Raw genomic sequence first — 16,636 nt, forward strand, 5'->3', positions numbered from 1 at the left:
CACGGAAGTTAAGCTCTCTAGCGCCGATGGTAGTTGGGACTTTGTCCCTGTGAGAGTAGGACGTTGCCAGGCAAAAACCTAAGTCGTTTCGACTTGGGTTTTTTTGTGTTCATTTTTATCCCGTATTAACGAGCGGTTAATCAGTGGGGAATGAAGATGCTGTTTAAAATAATAGCAATTTGTTTTGGCTTTCCAGGTTTTCCGAAAGAACCTAAAATAATTCCGATGATGGGACTGATTATTTCTACAAAAAGTCAGATGTTATAAAAGAGGATGCAATAATTGCAGCAGTTATTGCGATAGAAAAACATAAATATGACAATATGTTAAGTTTCCTCATACCGACAGAAAAGCATTTATTTAAATGGGCGAGAGAGACTGGCGATGCATAAGAGCGGTCAGTGCCTTTTCCTGCCACGTGCAAGGTTTGAAAACAAAAGTAGACAATAAGTGCAGGCTCCTGCCCTTGTTTGCATGACAGCAGTCTATATGCCAAAGAATGAATTTATAATAATAGTATCATAGGCGATGCTTAAATATACAAAAGGTAGTTCCTGCTATATCTCCAATCGCAATAACTTTGAATTGTTTTTGAATGTAATCCTTCCTATTTATATAGTGAATGGTTATGCGAGTTAAATTGCATATATTCTCGCATTTCTTCTTTAATTCCCTTCCTTTTTTGCATATTTTTTCGGTTCTTCTTTTTATTATAACTAAAACACGAACGTTATAATGTACTGGGTAAAAAACATTCGATTATTTATTGACATGTTTGAATAACACCTGTTAATATAACGGTAGAAACAATATTATATCGCACCTCATATAATCGCGGGGATATGGCCTGCAAGTCTCTACCTAACGACCGTTATTCGTTAGACTATGAGGGAAAGTCACTCGGTATTTTTCTATTCACATGAGATACTTATGCCTGAGTAGAGCGCTTTCTCTCATAGTAAAAGAGAAAATGTTCTATCTCAGGCTTTTTTTATTTGAATCGGGGGGATTCTAATATGAAATCACTAGTTGGAATCATAATGGGAAGCACGTCAGACTGGGAAACAATGAAATATGCTTGTGACATTTTAGAAGAATTAAACATTCCGTATGAGAAGAAAGTTGTATCTGCTCATCGGACTCCAGATTATATGTTTGAATATGCAGAAACAGCTCGTGAACGTGGATTAAAAGTTATTATTGCTGGAGCTGGCGGAGCTGCTCATTTACCAGGGATGGTTGCAGCGAAGACAAATCTTCCTGTAATCGGTGTTCCTGTTCAATCAAAAGCGTTAAATGGTTTAGATTCGTTACTGTCTATCGTTCAAATGCCAGGAGGGGTTCCGGTGGCGACTGTTGCGATCGGTAAGGCTGGTGCAACAAACGCAGGACTACTTGCAGCACAAATACTCGGATCATTTCATGATGATATACATGATGCATTAGAATTGAGAAGAGAAGCAATCGAGAAAAATGTGCGTGAAGGTAGTGAACTGATATGACAAGAATCATTTTACCTGGAAAAACAATTGGAATTATTGGCGGTGGCCAGCTTGGAAGAATGATGGCGCTAGCAGCGAAGGAAATGGGTTATAAAATTGCTGTACTAGATCCGGCAGAGCATTCGCCATGTGCACAAGTTGCTGATATTGAAATTGTTGCAGCATATGATGATTTGAAAGCGATTCAGCATTTAGCGGAAATAAGCGATGTTATCACATATGAATTTGAAAATATAGATTATAGATGTTTACAATGGCTTGAAAAACATGCGTATTTACCACAAGGTAGTCAGTTGTTAAATAAAACGCAGAATCGTTTTACAGAAAAGAATGCAATCGTAAGTGTTGGCTTACCAGTTGCACCATATAGACTCGTGCAGACGCAAGATGCACTTTTAGAAGCAATTACGGAACTTTCCTTTCCCTGTGTGTTAAAAACAACAACAGGGGGATATGACGGGAAAGGGCAAGTTGTTTTAAGAAGCGAAGCGGATGTTGTAAGAGCAAGGGAACTTGTAAATCAAGCTGAATGTATTCTTGAAAAATGGGTGCCATTTGAAAAAGAAGTATCAGTTATTGTCATTCGCAGTGTTAGTGGTGAAACGAAGGTATTTCCAGTAGCTGAAAATATTCATGTAAATAACATTTTACATGAATCCATCGTACCAGCTCGCATCACAGAAGCACTTTCCCAAAAAGCAATTGCATATGCACGGGTACTTGCGGATGAACTTCAGCTTGTGGGAACACTAGCGGTAGAGATGTTTGCTACGGCAGATGATGAGATTTATATTAATGAATTAGCACCAAGACCTCACAATTCAGGACATTATACAATCGATGCATGTGAAACGAGTCAATTTGGGCAACATATTCGAGCAATCTGTAATTTACCTCTAGGAGAAACAAATTTGTTAAAACCAGTTGTCATGGTAAACATTTTAGGCGAACATATAGAAGGGGTCCTAAGACAAGTGAATAGATTTACCGGGTGCTATTTACACTTGTATGGAAAAGAAGAAGCAAAAGCGCAGCGTAAAATGGGGCATGTAAATATTTTAAATGAAAATATTGAAGTTGCTTTAGAAAAAGCGCAGAGTTTGCATATTTGGGACCATCAAGAACAACTTTTGGAGGGAAAAAGATGATTAGTCGTTATACACGCCCTGAGATGGGTGCGATTTGGACGGAAGAAAATAAATTTAAAGCATGGTTAGAAGTTGAAATCTTAGCTTGCGAGGCATGGGCTGAGCTTGGCGATATTCCAAAAGAAGATGTGAAAAAGCTTCGTGAAAATGCATCTTTCGATATTGATCGTATTTATGAAATTGAACAAGAAACACGTCATGATGTTGTAGCATTTACTCGTGCTGTATCAGAAACACCAGCATTAGGCGAAGAACGCAAATGGGTTCATTATGGTTTAACATCTACAGACGTAGTAGATACAGCTTTATCTTATATCTTAAAACAAGCAAATGACATTCTACTAAACGATTTAGAAAATTTCATTACTATTTTAGCTAACAAAGCAAAAGAACATAAATACACAATTATGATGGGCAGAACGCACGGTGTTCATGCAGAACCAACAACATTTGGTTTAAAACTTGGTCTTTGGTATGAAGAAATGAAACGTAACTTAGAACGTTTTAAACAAGCAGCTGATACAGTTCGCGTTGGTAAATTGTCTGGTGCAGTTGGTACATTCGCGAACATTAATCCATTCGTAGAAAAATATGTTTGTGAAAACTTAGGGTTAGAAGCAGCTCCGATTTCAACACAAACATTGCAACGTGATCGTCATGCACATTACATGTCAACACTTGCATTAATCGCAACATCTATTGAGAAAATGGCAGTTGAAATTCGCGGTTTACAAAAGAGTGAAACACGTGAAGTGGAAGAGTCATTTGCGAAAGGACAAAAAGGTTCTTCTGCAATGCCGCATAAACGAAATCCAATCGGTTCTGAAAATATGACTGGTTTAGCTCGTGTTATCCGTGGTTATATGATGACATCTTACGAGAATGTTCCATTATGGCATGAGCGTGATATTTCACACTCTTCTGCAGAGCGCGTTATTTTACCAGATGCAACAATCGCGTTAAATTACATGTTAAATCGTTTCGGTAATATCGTGAAAAACTTAACGGTATTCCCAGAGAACATGAAACGCAACATGGAAAGAACATATGGCTTAATTTACTCTCAGCGCGTAATGCTTACGTTAATCGACAAAGGTATGGTACGTGAAGAAGCTTATGATATTGTACAACCTAAAGCGATGGAAGCATGGGAAACACAAGTACAATTTAAAGAGCTTGTAGAAGCTGACGAGCGTATTACAAGCAAGTTAACACAAGAAGAAATCAATGAATGTTTCAACTATGAACATCACCTGCAACATGTTGATACAATTTTTGAACGTCTTGGATTAAACTAAGCTGATAATTTTATATGGCACAGAATCGTTTCATTCTGTGCCATTCTTTATAAACATACTATTCACATTTTTCAAACTACAGGGGGCTTGCGAAATGCAAAAGCTAGAATTGCTGTATGAAGGTAAAGCAAAAAGAATTTATCGTACAGAAGCAGCAGATATGGTTTGGGTAGAGTATAAAGATAGTGCTACTGCTTTCAATGGGGAAAAGAAAGCGACGATTACAGGAAAAGGTCGTCTGAACAACGAGATTACAACTCTTCTATTCAGAAAGTTACAAGAAGTGGGAATTAAAACACACTTTGTTGAGAAAATATCAGAAATAGAACAAATTGTAAAAAAAGTAAGCATTATTCCATTAGAAGTTGTCACAAGAAATGTGATTGCGGGTAGTCTTTCAAAACGACTAGGTATGGAAGAAGGTATTACACTTACAACACCAATCGTCGAACTTTACTACAAAGATGATGATTTAGGGGATCCTCTTGTAACAGAAGATCATATTCGTGTGTTGAACGTTGCAACGCCAGAGCAAGTAAGCATACTACGAGAAAAAGCTCTACAGATCAATCAAGTATTGATTGATCATTTCGCAAGCTGTCGTGTAAGATTAGTAGATTTTAAACTAGAGTTCGGTGTAACAGAAAGTGGAGAAATTATATTAGCGGACGAGATTTCACCAGATACATGCCGTTTATGGGATGAAACGAGCAATGAAAAATTTGATAAAGATGTATTTCGCCGCGATCTTGGTAATTTAACAGAGGCTTATGAAGAGATTTTAAAACGATTAGGGGGAGCTTCACATGTATAAAGTAAAGGTATATGTAACGTTAAGAGAAAGTGTATTAGATCCACAAGGAACAGCGGTAAAAGGAGCGCTTCATAGTCTTTCCTTTACAGAAGTACAAGATGTTCGTATTGGTAAATATATGGAACTAACAATTGATAAATCAGTTACAGATATTGATGCAATGGTAAAAGAAATGTGCGAAAAATTATTAACGAACGTAGTGATTGAAGATTATTGCTATGAAGTTGAGGAGGTTGTCGCGCAGTGAAATTTGCCGTAATCGTTTTCCCAGGTTCGAACTGTGACGTAGATATGTTTCATGCAATTAAAGATGAGCTTGGCCAAGATGTAGACTACGTTTGGCATAGTGAAGAAAACTTAGATCAGTACGATGCAATTTTACTACCAGGTGGTTTCTCTTACGGAGATTACCTTCGCTGCGGAGCTATTTCACGTTTTGCAAATGCAATGAAAGGTGTAAAAAAAGCAGCTGAAGCAGGAAAACCAATCTTAGGTGTATGTAACGGATTTCAAATTTTAGTAGAGTCTGGACTATTGCCAGGTGCATTAATTCGCAATAAAAACTTAAAGTTTATGTGCCGTACTGTTCAGCTTCGTGTTGAAAATAATACAACAATGTTCACATCACAATATGAGAAAGATGAAGTGATCGATATTCCAATCGCTCATGGTGAAGGAAACTACTACTGTGATGAAGCAGCGTTGAAACAGTTAGAAGAAAATAATCAAATTGCCTTCCGTTATGTAGAGAATCCAAACGGAAGCGTTTCAGATATTGCAGGGATTGTAAATGAGCAAGGAAATGTACTTGGTATGATGCCGCATCCAGAACGTGCTGTGGATGAATTACTTGGATCCGCGGATGGTCTAAAAGTATTTCAATCTATTTTGAAACATTGGAGGGAAACATATGTCGTTACTGCTTGAACCAAATCCAACTCAAATTAAAGAAGGGCGCATTTATGCGGAAATGGGATTAACAGACGAAGAGTTTGCCATGGTTGAAAAGATTTTAGGACGTCTGCCAAACTATACAGAAACAGGATTGTTCTCTGTTATGTGGTCAGAGCATTGTAGTTATAAAAATTCTAAGCCAGTTCTTCGTAAGTTTCCAACGACTGGTGAACGTGTACTACAAGGTCCTGGTGAAGGTGCTGGAATCGTAGATATCGGTGATAATCAAGCGGTAGTATTTAAAATGGAAAGTCATAACCATCCATCTGCAATTGAGCCATATCAAGGTGCAGCGACAGGGGTTGGCGGTATTATCCGTGATGTGTTTTCTATGGGAGCACGTCCAATTGCGATGTTAAATTCACTTCGCTTCGGTGAGCTAAAATCACCGCGCGTAAAATATTTATTTGAAGAAGTTGTAGCAGGTATTGCAGGATACGGTAACTGCATTGGTATTCCAACTGTTGGCGGTGAAGTACAGTTCGATCCATGCTATGAAGGAAATCCACTTGTAAATGCAATGTGCGTTGGGTTAATTAATCATGAAGATATTAAAAAAGGGCAAGCGCACGGTGCTGGTAATACAGTAATGTATGTTGGTGCTTCAACAGGACGTGACGGTATTCACGGTGCAACGTTTGCATCAGAAGAGCTATCTGAGGATTCTGAAGCAAAACGTCCAGCAGTGCAAGTAGGCGATCCATTTATGGAGAAGCTTTTAATCGAGGCGTGCTTAGAGCTTGTAAAATCTGACGCACTTGTTGGTGTTCAAGACATGGGAGCGGCAGGCTTAACATCATCTTCTGCAGAGATGGCAAGTAAAGCAGGTATGGGTATTGAAATGTATTTAGATGATGTACCGCAGCGTGAAACAGGTATGACGCCTTATGAGATGATGCTTTCTGAATCACAAGAGCGTATGCTAATTGTCGTGAAAAAAGGTAGAGAACAAGAGATTGTAGAGTTATTTGAAAAATACGGCCTTGCAGCAGTAACAATGGGGAAAGTAACAGAAGATAAAATGCTTCGTTTATTCCATAAAGGTGAAATGGTTGCGGAAGTGCCAGCTGATGCATTAGCAGAGGAAGCACCTGTTTATCATAAGCCTTCAAAAGAAGCAGCGTACTTTGCAGAGTTCCAACAAATGAAGATGGAAACACCAAAAGTAGAAAACTATAAAGAAACATTACTTTCTTTACTTCAGCAGCCAACGATTGCAAGTAAAGAGTGGGTATATGATCAATATGATTATCAAGTACGCACAAACACAGTTGTTATACCAGGATCTGATGCAGCAGTTGTTCGTGTACGCGGTACAAATAAAGCATTAGCAATGACAACAGATTGTAACTCTCGCTACATTTATTTAGACCCAGAAGTAGGCGGGAAAATTGCTGTAGCAGAAGCAGCACGTAATATTGTATGTTCTGGCGGTGAGCCACTTGCAATTACAGATTGCTTAAACTTTGGTAACCCAGAAAAGCCAGAAATCTTCTGGCAAATTGAGAAGTCAGTAGATGGTATGAGTGAAGCGTGCCGCACCTTAAATACACCTGTTATTGGTGGAAACGTATCAATGTACAATGAGCGCAGTGGGGAAGCAGTATACCCAACACCAACTGTTGGTATGGTTGGTCTTGTACATGATGTAAAGCATGTAACAACGCAAGAGTTTAAGCAAGCTGGTGATCTCGTTTATGTAATCGGTGAAACAAAAGCGGAGTTCGGCGGCAGCGAATTGCAAAAGATGGTGTATGGGAAGATTTTCGGTCAGGCACCAAGCATCGATTTAGAAGTAGAAGAAAAACGTCAAAAGCAATTATTAGCAGCGATTCAAGAAGGTCTTGTACAATCAGCGCATGATGTTGCAGAAGGCGGATTAGCAGTTGCGCTCGCAGAAAGTGCAATGGGAGCAAACGGATTAGGCGCAGATGTGAAGTTAACTGGGGAAACGACAGCGATGCTATTTGCAGAATCCCAATCTCGCTTTATTGTTACAGTAAAACGCGAGCAAAAAGAAGCGTTTGAAAATATGGTAGACGCACTTTGTGTTGGGGAAGTAACAAATACAAATCAATTAACAATTCGTAATGAAGAAAATGAAGTGTTGCTTACAGCGGATGTTGATGAAATGAGAACGGCTTGGAAAGGGGCTATTCCATGCTTAATGAAATAAAGGGGCTAAATGAAGAATGCGGCGTTTTCGGAATTTGGGGGCATGAAAATGCAGCACAAGTTACGTATTATGGGCTGCATAGCTTGCAGCACCGTGGTCAAGAAGGCGCTGGCATTGTTGTTGATAATGGGGAGAAAATCGTTGGTCATAGAGGGCTTGGTTTAATATCAGAAGTGTTTTCACGCGGTGAGTTAGATGATTTAAACGGAAGATCAGCGATTGGACACGTTCGTTATGCGACAGCGGGCGGCGCTGAAGTGGCGAATGTTCAACCGTTGTTATTCCGCTTTTCAGACCATAGTATGGCATTAGCGCATAACGGTAATTTAATTAATGCTAAAATGCTTCGCCGTGAATTAGAGGCAGAGGGAAGTATTTTTCAAACAAGTTCGGATACAGAAGTATTGCTTCATCTAATTAAACGTAATACAAAAGGTACATTAATTGAAAGTGTAAAAGACGCATTAAACAAAGTAAAAGGTGCTTTTGCCTATTTGTTATTAACAGGAAACGAAATGATTGTTGCATTAGATCCGAATGGGTTCCGTCCACTTTCGATTGGAAAGATGGGAGATGCATACGTTGTAGCATCTGAAACATGTGCATTTGATGTTGTTGGTGCAACATACATTCGTGATGTAGAGCCTGGAGAAATCATTGTTATCAATGATGAGGGAATACACGTAGATCGCTATACAAATGATGTAGAGCATGCGATTTGCAGCATGGAGTACATTTACTTCGCGCGCCCTGATTCAAACATTGCTGGCGTTAACGTTCATGCCGCACGTAAAAACATGGGGAAATTATTAGCGAATGAAGCGCCAGTTGAAGCAGATGTTGTAACTGGTGTACCAGATTCTAGTATTTCAGCGGCAATCGGCTATGCAGAAGCAACTGGAATCCCTTATGAATTAGGTTTAATTAAAAATCGTTATGTTGGACGTACGTTTATCCAACCTTCTCAAGAGTTGCGTGAACAAGGGGTAAAAATGAAACTTTCGGCAGTACGCGGTGTTGTTGAAGGAAAACGTGTTGTTATGATTGATGATTCGATTGTGCGTGGTACAACAAGCAAGCGAATTGTTCGCATGCTTCGCGAGGCTGGGGCAACAGAAGTGCACGTAAGAATTGCTTCGCCGCCTCTTAAGTATCCGTGCTTCTATGGAATTGATATTCAAACAAGAAAAGAATTAATTGCAGCAAATCATTCGATAGAAGAAATTCGTGAGATCATTGGAGCAGACTCTTTAACATTTTTAAGTGAAGAGGGCTTAATCGATGCAATTGGCCGCCCGTATGAAGGGAAATATGGCGGTTTATGTATGGCTTACTTTAATGGGGATTATCCAACTGCTCTTTATGATTACGAACAAGAGCTTTTAGAAAGCATGAAATAAAGTAAAGATATATAAGTTGAAAAACGACATAAAAACCCTTTTCTTTTTAGGGAGGGGCGAGAGCATCTGGCCGTGCATAGAAGCGGTCAGGGCCTTTTCCTACCACATGCAAGGTTTAAAACAAAGGGAGCGAGCAAGTGTAAGTCATTTTTTGTCTGCACAGCAGCGACCTATATGTCGAAAAAATTTATATAGAGTACGATAAGAAAGTATAGCAGCTTCTACTATATGCTATGTAGAAGCTCGCTTTTTCTTACAGTTACTGCCCAGTAGGCGAGAGAAATTCTTTCAGTATAAAAAGACGAGGTGTATAGAAACGATGGCGAATGCATATAAGCAAGCAGGAGTAGATATTGAAGCTGGATATGAAGCGGTATCTCGCATGAAAAAACACGTGCAAACAACGATGAGAAAAGAAGTGCTAGGCGGGTTAGGCGGTTTTGGAGGAATGTTTGATCTTTCAAAATTTGCACTAGAGGAGCCAGTATTGGTATCTGGAACAGATGGTGTAGGAACAAAATTAATGCTTGCCTTCATGATGGATAAGCATCACACAATCGGTATTGATGCAGTTGCAATGTGTGTGAACGATATTGTTGTTCAAGGGGCAGAGCCACTTTTTTTCCTTGATTATATTGCTTGCGGTAAAGCAGAACCTAGTAAAATTGAAAACATCGTCAAAGGAATTGCAGAAGGATGCCGTCAAGCTGGTTGTTCATTAATCGGCGGGGAAACAGCTGAAATGCCAGGGATGTATTCTGAGGAAGAATACGATTTAGCTGGTTTTACAGTTGGTATTGTCGATAAAAAGAAAATTGTTACAGGACAATTGATTGAAGCGGATCAAGTATTAATTGGACTTGCTTCTAGCGGAATTCATAGTAATGGTTATTCTCTTGTCCGTAAAGTGTTATTAGAGGATGGACAACTTTCACTTGATCGTATTTATGGTCGTTTAGAACTACCACTTGGTGAAGAATTATTAAAACCAACAAAAATTTACGTCAAACCTATTTTAGAACTATTGAAGAAATATAACGTAACTGGTATAGCTCACATTACTGGCGGCGGATTTATTGAAAATATTCCACGTATGTTGCCAGAAGGTATTGGAGCACAAATTGAACTTGGTTCTTGGTCAGTTCACCCAATTTTTGATTTACTGCAAGAAGTTGGTGAATTAAAGAAAGAAGAAATGTTCAATATTTTTAACATGGGTATTGGTATGGTAGTAGCGGTCAAAGCAGAAGATGCAGAAGGTGCTATGAAACTTCTAGAAGAACAAGGGGAAATAGCTCATATTATCGGACGCACTGTGAAAGGGTCAGGTGTTACTTTTGCTGGAGGAGCAGTATTATGAGCCGATTAGCAATTTTTGCTTCGGGAAGCGGTTCTAATTTTCAAGCGATTGTGGATGCTGTAGAAGCTGGGAGATTAGATGCACAGCTTAGTTTGCTTGTATGCGATCAGCCAGACGCACGTGTTGTAAATCGTGCAAATGATCATCGTGTTCCTTGCTTTTCCTTTTCAGCGAAAGCGTATGAATCAAAGGAAGCATTCGAACAAGAAATAGTAACGAAATTGCAAGAATACGAGATTGATTGGATTATTTTAGCGGGGTATATGCGCTTAATTGGTCCGACATTGCTAACTGCTTATGGAGGGAGAATCGTTAACATTCATCCTTCACTATTGCCAAGCTTTCCTGGAAAAGATGCAGTTGGACAAGCAATTGAAGCTGGTGTGAAAGTAACAGGTGTAACAATCCATTACGTTGATGCAGGGATGGACACTGGGCCAATTATCGCACAAGAAGCAGTAACAGTTTCTGAAGATGATACACGAGAAAGTTTACAAAAGAAAATTCAACTTGTCGAACATAGATTGTACGTGGATACGGTGAAATCTTTATTACATTCTGAAGTAAGGTCATAAGAGCAGCCATTTAATACAACTAGGGGTGGGGAATAAATGAAAAAGCGTGCATTAGTAAGTGTTTCAAATAAAGCTGGAGTTGTAGAATTTGTAAAAGGATTACTTGAGCAAGGTATTGAGGTTATTTCAACAGGCGGGACGAAAAAATTACTAGAAGAAAACGGCTTACAAGTAATTGGTATTTCTGAAGTAACTGGTTTTCCAGAAATTATGGACGGTCGTGTGAAAACATTACATCCAAACATTCATGGTGGACTTCTTGCTGTACGTGATAATGAAACGCATGTAGCGCAGATGAATGAATTAGGCATTCAGCCAATCGACTTTGTTGTTGTAAACTTATATCCATTTAAAGAAACAATTGCAAAGCCAGATGTGACATTTGCTGATGCAATTGAAAATATTGATATTGGCGGCCCAACGATGATTCGTTCTGCTGCGAAAAACCATGAGTTTGTAACAGTTATCGTTGATCCAACAGACTACGATGTTGTATTAGGAGAACTAAAAGGAAGCGGAGACGTTTCAAAAGAAACAAAACGTAAATTAGCAGCAAAAGTATTCCGTCATACAGCGGCATATGATGCATTAATCTCAAACTATTTAACAGAACAAACAGGAGAAGAAAGTCCTGAAACGTTAACTGTTACGTTTGAGAAAAAACAAGACTTACGTTACGGTGAAAACCCACATCAAAAAGCAACATTTTATAAAGCACCGTTTGCAGCAGCTTCTTCTGTTGCTTATGCAAAACAATTACATGGAAAAGAATTATCTTATAATAACATCAATGATACAGATGCAGCGCTTAGCATCGTGAAAGAATTTACAGAGCCGGCAGTTGTAGCGGTAAAACATATGAATCCGTGCGGCGTTGGTGTTGGAGCTGATATTCATGAAGCATATACACGTGCTTACGAAGCAGATCCAGTATCAATTTTTGGCGGCATTATTGCAGCAAACCGTGAAATTGACAAAGCTACCGCAGAAAAACTGCATGAGATTTTCTTAGAAATCATTATTGCACCTTCTTTCTCAAAGGAAGCTCTAGAAGTCTTACAAAGTAAGAAAAACTTACGTTTGTTAACAGTGGATATCGCTAAAGCAGAAGCAGCAAGTAAAAAACTAACGTCAGTACAAGGTGGTTTACTTGTACAAGAAGAGGATACATTGTCATTAGATGAAGGTACAGTAACAATTCCAACAAAACGTGAACCAACAGAGCAAGAGTGGAACGATTTGAAATTAGCATGGAAAGTTGTGAAACACGTAAAATCTAATGCGATTGTTTTAGCGAAAGATAATATGACGATCGGTGTTGGTGCAGGGCAAATGAACCGCGTTGGCTCAGCGAAAATTGCCATTACACAAGCGGGTGAGAAAGCACAGGGTAGCGCACTTGCATCTGATGCCTTCTTCCCAATGCCAGATACAGTAGAAGAAGCAGCTAAAGCCGGCATTACAGCAATCATTCAACCAGGCGGATCTATTCGTGATGAAGAATCCATTCAAAAAGCGGACGAGTATGGCATCACGATGGTGTTCACTGGCGTCCGTCATTTCAAACATTAATTGAGGAACAAAGGAGATGACCAAAAGTCCACTTTTGGGTCATCTTCTTCTACTTTTGAATATGATCTAGCTTGCGTGTCGAACATCGTCGAAGGGTCTTTAAATCGTGTCGAAGCGCCGATATATGTTAAAGAACGGTCGATATATTGTGAAAGTCGCCGATAAATGCACCATTTCCGCCGATATATCGCGAAGGGACTGGGTTTTAACTTGAATAATGGAGGATGAAATATGAATGTTTTAGTAATTGGCCGCGGTGGACGTGAGCATGCGTTAGCGTGGAAATTTGCAGGGTCAAAGCAAGTAGAGACTGTATATGTAGCACCAGGAAATGAAGGAATGAAAGATGTAGCAACACCTGTAGCAATTGATGAAAATGATTTTGATGCGCTTATTGCTTTTGCGAAAGAAAATAATATCGGTTTAACATTTGTTGGACCAGAAATTCCGCTTATGAACGGGATTGTTGATCGTTTTGAAGAAGCAGGTCTTCGTGCTTTCGGTCCGAATCAAGCAGCAGCTGTAATTGAAGGAAGTAAAGCTTTTACGAAAGAGCTTATGAAAAAGTATGATATTCCAACAGCAGCATATGAGACGTTTACAAACTATGAGGAAGCGGTAGCATACATTGAAAAAGTTGGCGCACCAATCGTCATTAAAGCAGACGGTTTAGCAGCTGGTAAAGGTGTAACAGTTGCCATGACGTTAGAAGAAGCATTGCAATCTGTAAAGGAAATGCTGCAAGATGTTAAATTTGGAGAAGCAAGCAAAAAAGTTGTGATTGAAGAATTTTTAGATGGACAAGAATTTTCGCTTATGGCATTTGTCAACGGGACAACTGTACACCCAATGGTAATTGCCCAAGATCATAAACGTGCTTTTGATGGGGATAAAGGGCCAAATACAGGGGGAATGGGTGCGTATTCTCCGGTACCGCAAATTCCAGAGTCAGCAGTTGCAGAGGCGATTGAAACCATTCTACATCCGACAGCCGCGGCAATGATTCAAGAAGGACGTTCTTTTACAGGTATTTTATACGCAGGACTTATTTTAACAAGTGAAGGACCGAAAGTAATTGAATTCAATGCGCGCTTTGGCGATCCGGAAACAGAAGTAATCTTACCTCGTTTAGAGAGTGATTTAGTTGATGTATGTAACCATGTATTAGATGGAAAAGAACTTGCTTTAGAGTGGTCTGAAGAAGCGGTAATTGGTGTTGTTCTTGCTTCAAAAGGATATCCAGAAAGCTATGAAAAAGGCGCGGTTATAAAAGGCTTAGAAACGTTAGAGGATGTAATTGTCTTTCATGCCGGAACAGATGTGAAAGACGGAGAATTTGTAACGAATGGCGGGCGTGTGTTGTTTGTTGCTTGTAAAGAAAAAGACTTACAAACAGCGAAAGATAAGGTGTATAAAGAAATAGCAAAAATTGAAAGCGACGGTTTATTTTATCGTAGCGATATTGGGTACCGTGCGATTGGCCAGACTCTTTAGATACTGGCGATGATGTAAGGCCTCAAAGTGAAAGTACATTTCGCTTTGGGGTCTTATTTAATTTTGCAAGTGCGTTTAGTGAAAACAAAGAACAATCTGAGAAGGAAATGGAGTAAATGATGACGACAACTCTTGTTAAGAACTTGTCTGATAAAGATGCGGTAATGGCGACCCGTGAAGTTACGCTGAACTTAAAGAAAGACAAGGACGGTAACTATAAAATTGTTTCTGATGAAAACTTACAGGAAGCATTGCTTGCAAACTCAAAATCAATAGATAAAATGTTTGGCAATAAATAATTGCGGTACATATAAAAGGAAAAAGAGTCCTATTCATTAAAAAGTTAGGACTCTTTTTTTATCTTACCCTTTTGCTTTGCCATCTCGCGAAGTAAATATTCAATATGAGCATTTACACTTCGAAATTCGTCGTTTGCCCATTTTTCAATAACTGCGTACAATTCGGGATCGATTCGTAATGGGAAGCTTTTCTTTTTAGCCATGATTACCTACAACCTTTAGTAGAGACTTCCTGTATTAATAACGGGTTGTGCTCCTTTATCTGAGACGATGGCAACTAATAAGTTATTAACCATATTTGCTTTTCTTTCGTCATCTAGATCAAGTATACCCTCTTCATCGAGTTTTTGAATAGAATCTTTCGCCATTTGTACAGCACCTTCTACAATTTCTTTTCTTGCAGCTAATACTGCTTTTGCTTGTTGACGCTGAAGCATTGCATGGGCAATTTCAGTTGCGTAAGCTAAGTGCGTTAAACGAGTTTCGATTACTTCTACGCCTGCAATTTCTAAACGTGCTTCTAATTCGCGTTTTAATTCTTCGGAAATTTCTTCTGAGTTTCCGCGCAGTGTAATACTGTTTTCATCTTGGAAATTATCATATGCATATTTCGTTGCCACGTGGCGAATTGCTGTTTCACTTTGAATTTCCACGAAAGCATCATAATGCTCAACACCGAAGATTGCTTTTGCTGAGTCGACAACTTTATAAACAACAACAGCTGCAATTTCAATTGGATTCCCCTCGACATCGTTTACCTTTAATTTTTTACTATTAAAGTTTTCAACACGTAGTGAAACGGTTTGACGAAATGCAAATGGAACTGTTAAAAATAGGCCATTTTCACGAATGGTTCCTAAATAGTTACCGAAAAATGTAATCACTTTTGCTTGGTTTGGCTGTACCATGCCAATGCCGCTTACAAGGATTGCTGCTAATAAAAAAGAAGGAATACCAATAGCAAATAGTTCATTAATAAGGCTTACTAAACCAACTCCAATTAAAACTAAAACTGCAAGCAGTCCTAAAAATCCATTTACATGAAATACTTGTTTTTCTTTCATGATCTCGCCTCCTTTTGATATAAAAATGATATCACTTTTATATCAAAGATGACAATAGGTTTCTGTTATAATTTTTAGAAAAAACGTAACTACTCAGCTATACCTTTTAGAAATTTAGAAAAGGGTATGATTCTAGTGAAGATGTGTCTCTCTATTACTTATAAATTCATTTTTTTGCATGTAGACTGCTGTCATGCAAACAGGGTAGGAGCCTGTACTTATTGTCTACTTTTGTTTTCAAACCTTGCACGTGGCAGGAAAAGGTCCTGATCGCTCCTATGCATCGCCAGTTCCTCTCGCCCATTTAAAAAAATGCTTTTCTGCCTTTTTTTCATAAAGTAACTGAGTAGTTACGAAAAAATAAAATTTCAGTAAATAGAACATTAGTTCTTGTTTGTGATAAAATAAAATAAAAGAAAACTTAGCCGCCCACTGCAGCGACTAAGTTTCTTTGAGAGCATCTTGCATGTTGACAAATGATTCAAAGCGGTTTGGATAGAAGAGCCTTTTCGAGTTCAGACTCAATTTCCTTATCAGAAGCATCATAACTTCCATGACTTGTCTTTTCGTCTTTATGAGAAGTAGGAGGTGCTTCTTGTTTATTAGACTGTCCATTCTTCATAAAATCCATGCCTGGCATTTTTAAATCTGGCATGTTCATATATTTACTAAGTTTGCATGCTTCGACAATAGGACAGAAACGAATGATGCCCTCTGCGATTCTCATTGCTCCGACCCAAAGCATAATCTTCGACCAAGTACACCATGGTTTTCTTACAAGCTTTGCAGTGCTGCAGCTAAGTAGTACAAAACCAAGTGTAATACGAATAAGAGCATTGATTGTGCCGATGTTTTGCTTGCTCAAGACATTCACTCCTTTTCATCAGCTTTGAAATAGGTTTATCCATTTCAAGAGTTATTGTTCCTTGCATGCTTTTTCTGTATACAATCCAACATTTGACGTAGAAAAAGATGTTGGA

15 protein-coding genes, 1 pseudogene and 1 riboswitch are annotated in these 16,636 nt (G+C 38.8%); of the genes and pseudogenes, 13 read left to right on the forward strand and 3 right to left on the reverse strand.

What is annotated here, in order from left to right; translation table 11 throughout:
- The first annotated feature begins 804 nt into the window (after positions 1–804).
- Positions 805–906, forward strand: a riboswitch (purine riboswitch).
- Positions 907–1,016: 110 nt separating this feature from the next.
- The 13 genes and pseudogenes from purE to Q9306_RS15745 form a co-directional block, all read left to right on the forward strand.
- Positions 1,017–1,502, forward strand: a complete 486-nt coding sequence (gene purE, locus Q9306_RS15685) for a 5-(carboxyamino)imidazole ribonucleotide mutase (RefSeq protein WP_306200118.1) — start codon at positions 1,017–1,019, stop codon at positions 1,500–1,502.
- Positions 1,499–2,650 carry a 5-(carboxyamino)imidazole ribonucleotide synthase gene (gene purK / locus Q9306_RS15690; RefSeq protein WP_306200121.1) on the forward strand — a complete coding sequence of 384 codons (1,152 nt, stop codon included), beginning with the start codon at positions 1,499–1,501 and terminating at the stop codon, positions 2,648–2,650. Before purE ends, purK begins: the two co-directional genes overlap by 4 nt.
- Complete coding sequence (purB, locus tag Q9306_RS15695) at positions 2,647–3,948, forward strand: adenylosuccinate lyase (protein ID WP_306200124.1); 1,302 nt, start codon at positions 2,647–2,649, stop codon at positions 3,946–3,948. The genes purK and purB overlap by 4 nt, the downstream gene beginning before the upstream one ends.
- A 94-nt stretch (positions 3,949–4,042) precedes the next feature.
- Positions 4,043–4,762, forward strand: coding sequence for a phosphoribosylaminoimidazolesuccinocarboxamide synthase (gene purC / locus Q9306_RS15700; RefSeq protein ID WP_306200127.1), 720 nt, complete (start codon positions 4,043–4,045; stop codon positions 4,760–4,762).
- Complete coding sequence (purS, locus tag Q9306_RS15705) at positions 4,755–5,009, forward strand: phosphoribosylformylglycinamidine synthase subunit PurS (RefSeq protein ID WP_306200130.1); 255 nt, start codon at positions 4,755–4,757, stop codon at positions 5,007–5,009. Before purC ends, purS begins: the two co-directional genes overlap by 8 nt.
- Positions 5,006–5,689 (forward strand): phosphoribosylformylglycinamidine synthase subunit PurQ, encoded by a 684-nt coding sequence (purQ, locus tag Q9306_RS15710; RefSeq protein WP_306200133.1) that lies wholly within the window; start codon positions 5,006–5,008, stop codon positions 5,687–5,689. The genes purS and purQ overlap by 4 nt, the downstream gene beginning before the upstream one ends.
- Positions 5,673–7,892 carry a phosphoribosylformylglycinamidine synthase subunit PurL gene (gene purL, locus Q9306_RS15715; protein ID WP_306200136.1) on the forward strand — a complete coding sequence of 740 codons (2,220 nt, stop codon included), beginning with the start codon at positions 5,673–5,675 and terminating at the stop codon, positions 7,890–7,892. Before purQ ends, purL begins: the two co-directional genes overlap by 17 nt.
- Entirely contained in the window at positions 7,877–9,292 is a 1,416-nt protein-coding gene (purF, locus tag Q9306_RS15720) for an amidophosphoribosyltransferase (RefSeq protein WP_306200139.1), read from the forward strand. The genes purL and purF overlap by 16 nt, the downstream gene beginning before the upstream one ends.
- A 319-nt stretch (positions 9,293–9,611) precedes the next feature.
- Positions 9,612–10,652 carry a phosphoribosylformylglycinamidine cyclo-ligase gene (gene purM, locus Q9306_RS15725; protein WP_306200142.1) on the forward strand — a complete coding sequence of 347 codons (1,041 nt, stop codon included), beginning with the start codon at positions 9,612–9,614 and terminating at the stop codon, positions 10,650–10,652.
- On the forward strand, positions 10,649–11,227 hold the full coding sequence (gene purN, locus Q9306_RS15730; RefSeq protein ID WP_306200146.1) for a phosphoribosylglycinamide formyltransferase: 579 nt from the start codon (positions 10,649–10,651) through the stop codon (positions 11,225–11,227). The genes purM and purN overlap by 4 nt, the downstream gene beginning before the upstream one ends.
- Positions 11,228–11,263: 36 nt before the next feature.
- Positions 11,264–12,799 carry a bifunctional phosphoribosylaminoimidazolecarboxamide formyltransferase/IMP cyclohydrolase gene (gene purH / locus Q9306_RS15735; protein ID WP_306200149.1) on the forward strand — a complete coding sequence of 512 codons (1,536 nt, stop codon included), beginning with the start codon at positions 11,264–11,266 and terminating at the stop codon, positions 12,797–12,799.
- A gap of 231 nt (positions 12,800–13,030) precedes the next feature.
- Entirely contained in the window at positions 13,031–14,293 is a 1,263-nt protein-coding gene (gene purD / locus Q9306_RS15740; protein ID WP_306200152.1) for a phosphoribosylamine--glycine ligase, read from the forward strand.
- A gap of 62 nt (positions 14,294–14,355) precedes the next feature.
- Positions 14,356–14,592: pseudogene (locus tag Q9306_RS15745) on the forward strand (hypothetical protein); the annotation flags it as partial.
- A gap of 44 nt (positions 14,593–14,636) precedes the next feature.
- Here Q9306_RS15745 and Q9306_RS15750 read toward each other — a convergent pair.
- From Q9306_RS15750 to Q9306_RS15760, 3 genes are all read right to left on the reverse strand, one after another.
- Positions 14,637–14,795 (reverse strand): type II toxin-antitoxin system antitoxin, encoded by a 159-nt coding sequence (locus Q9306_RS15750; RefSeq protein ID WP_098916934.1) that lies wholly within the window; start codon positions 14,793–14,795, stop codon positions 14,637–14,639.
- A gap of 15 nt (positions 14,796–14,810) precedes the next feature.
- Positions 14,811–15,656, reverse strand: coding sequence for an SPFH domain-containing protein (locus Q9306_RS15755; protein ID WP_306200156.1), 846 nt, complete (start codon positions 15,654–15,656; stop codon positions 14,811–14,813).
- A 481-nt stretch (positions 15,657–16,137) separates the two neighbouring features.
- Entirely contained in the window at positions 16,138–16,521 is a 384-nt protein-coding gene (locus tag Q9306_RS15760; RefSeq protein WP_306200159.1) for a YgaP family membrane protein, read from the reverse strand.
- Between the last annotated feature and the right edge of the window lie 115 nt (positions 16,522–16,636).

Source organism: Bacillus multifaciens (assembly GCF_030756675.1).
In the GTDB taxonomy this organism is placed as follows: domain Bacteria; phylum Bacillota; class Bacilli; order Bacillales; family Bacillaceae_G; genus Bacillus_A; species Bacillus_A multifaciens.

Bases quoted from the DNA above. Each gene is read 5' to 3' on its own strand.
- purD (WP_306200152.1), top strand. From the start codon at position 13,031: ATGAATGTTTTAGTAATTGGCCGCGGTGGACGTGAGCATGCGTTAGCG.
- purH (WP_306200149.1), top strand. From the start codon at position 11,264: ATGAAAAAGCGTGCATTAGTAAGTGTTTCAAATAAAGCTGGAGTTGTA.
- purF (WP_306200139.1), top strand. From the start codon at position 7,877: ATGCTTAATGAAATAAAGGGGCTAAATGAAGAATGCGGCGTTTTCGGA.
- purM (WP_306200142.1), top strand. From the start codon at position 9,612: ATGGCGAATGCATATAAGCAAGCAGGAGTAGATATTGAAGCTGGATAT.
- Q9306_RS15750 (WP_098916934.1), bottom strand. From the start codon at position 14,795: ATGGCTAAAAAGAAAAGCTTCCCATTACGAATCGATCCCGAATTGTAC.
- purS (WP_306200130.1), top strand. From the start codon at position 4,755: ATGTATAAAGTAAAGGTATATGTAACGTTAAGAGAAAGTGTATTAGAT.
- purB (WP_306200124.1), top strand. From the start codon at position 2,647: ATGATTAGTCGTTATACACGCCCTGAGATGGGTGCGATTTGGACGGAA.
- purC (WP_306200127.1), top strand. From the start codon at position 4,043: ATGCAAAAGCTAGAATTGCTGTATGAAGGTAAAGCAAAAAGAATTTAT.
- purK (WP_306200121.1), top strand. From the start codon at position 1,499: ATGACAAGAATCATTTTACCTGGAAAAACAATTGGAATTATTGGCGGT.
- purE (WP_306200118.1), top strand. From the start codon at position 1,017: ATGAAATCACTAGTTGGAATCATAATGGGAAGCACGTCAGACTGGGAA.
- purN (WP_306200146.1), top strand. From the start codon at position 10,649: ATGAGCCGATTAGCAATTTTTGCTTCGGGAAGCGGTTCTAATTTTCAA.
- purL (WP_306200136.1), top strand. From the start codon at position 5,673: ATGTCGTTACTGCTTGAACCAAATCCAACTCAAATTAAAGAAGGGCGC.
- Q9306_RS15755 (WP_306200156.1), bottom strand. From the start codon at position 15,656: ATGAAAGAAAAACAAGTATTTCATGTAAATGGATTTTTAGGACTGCTT.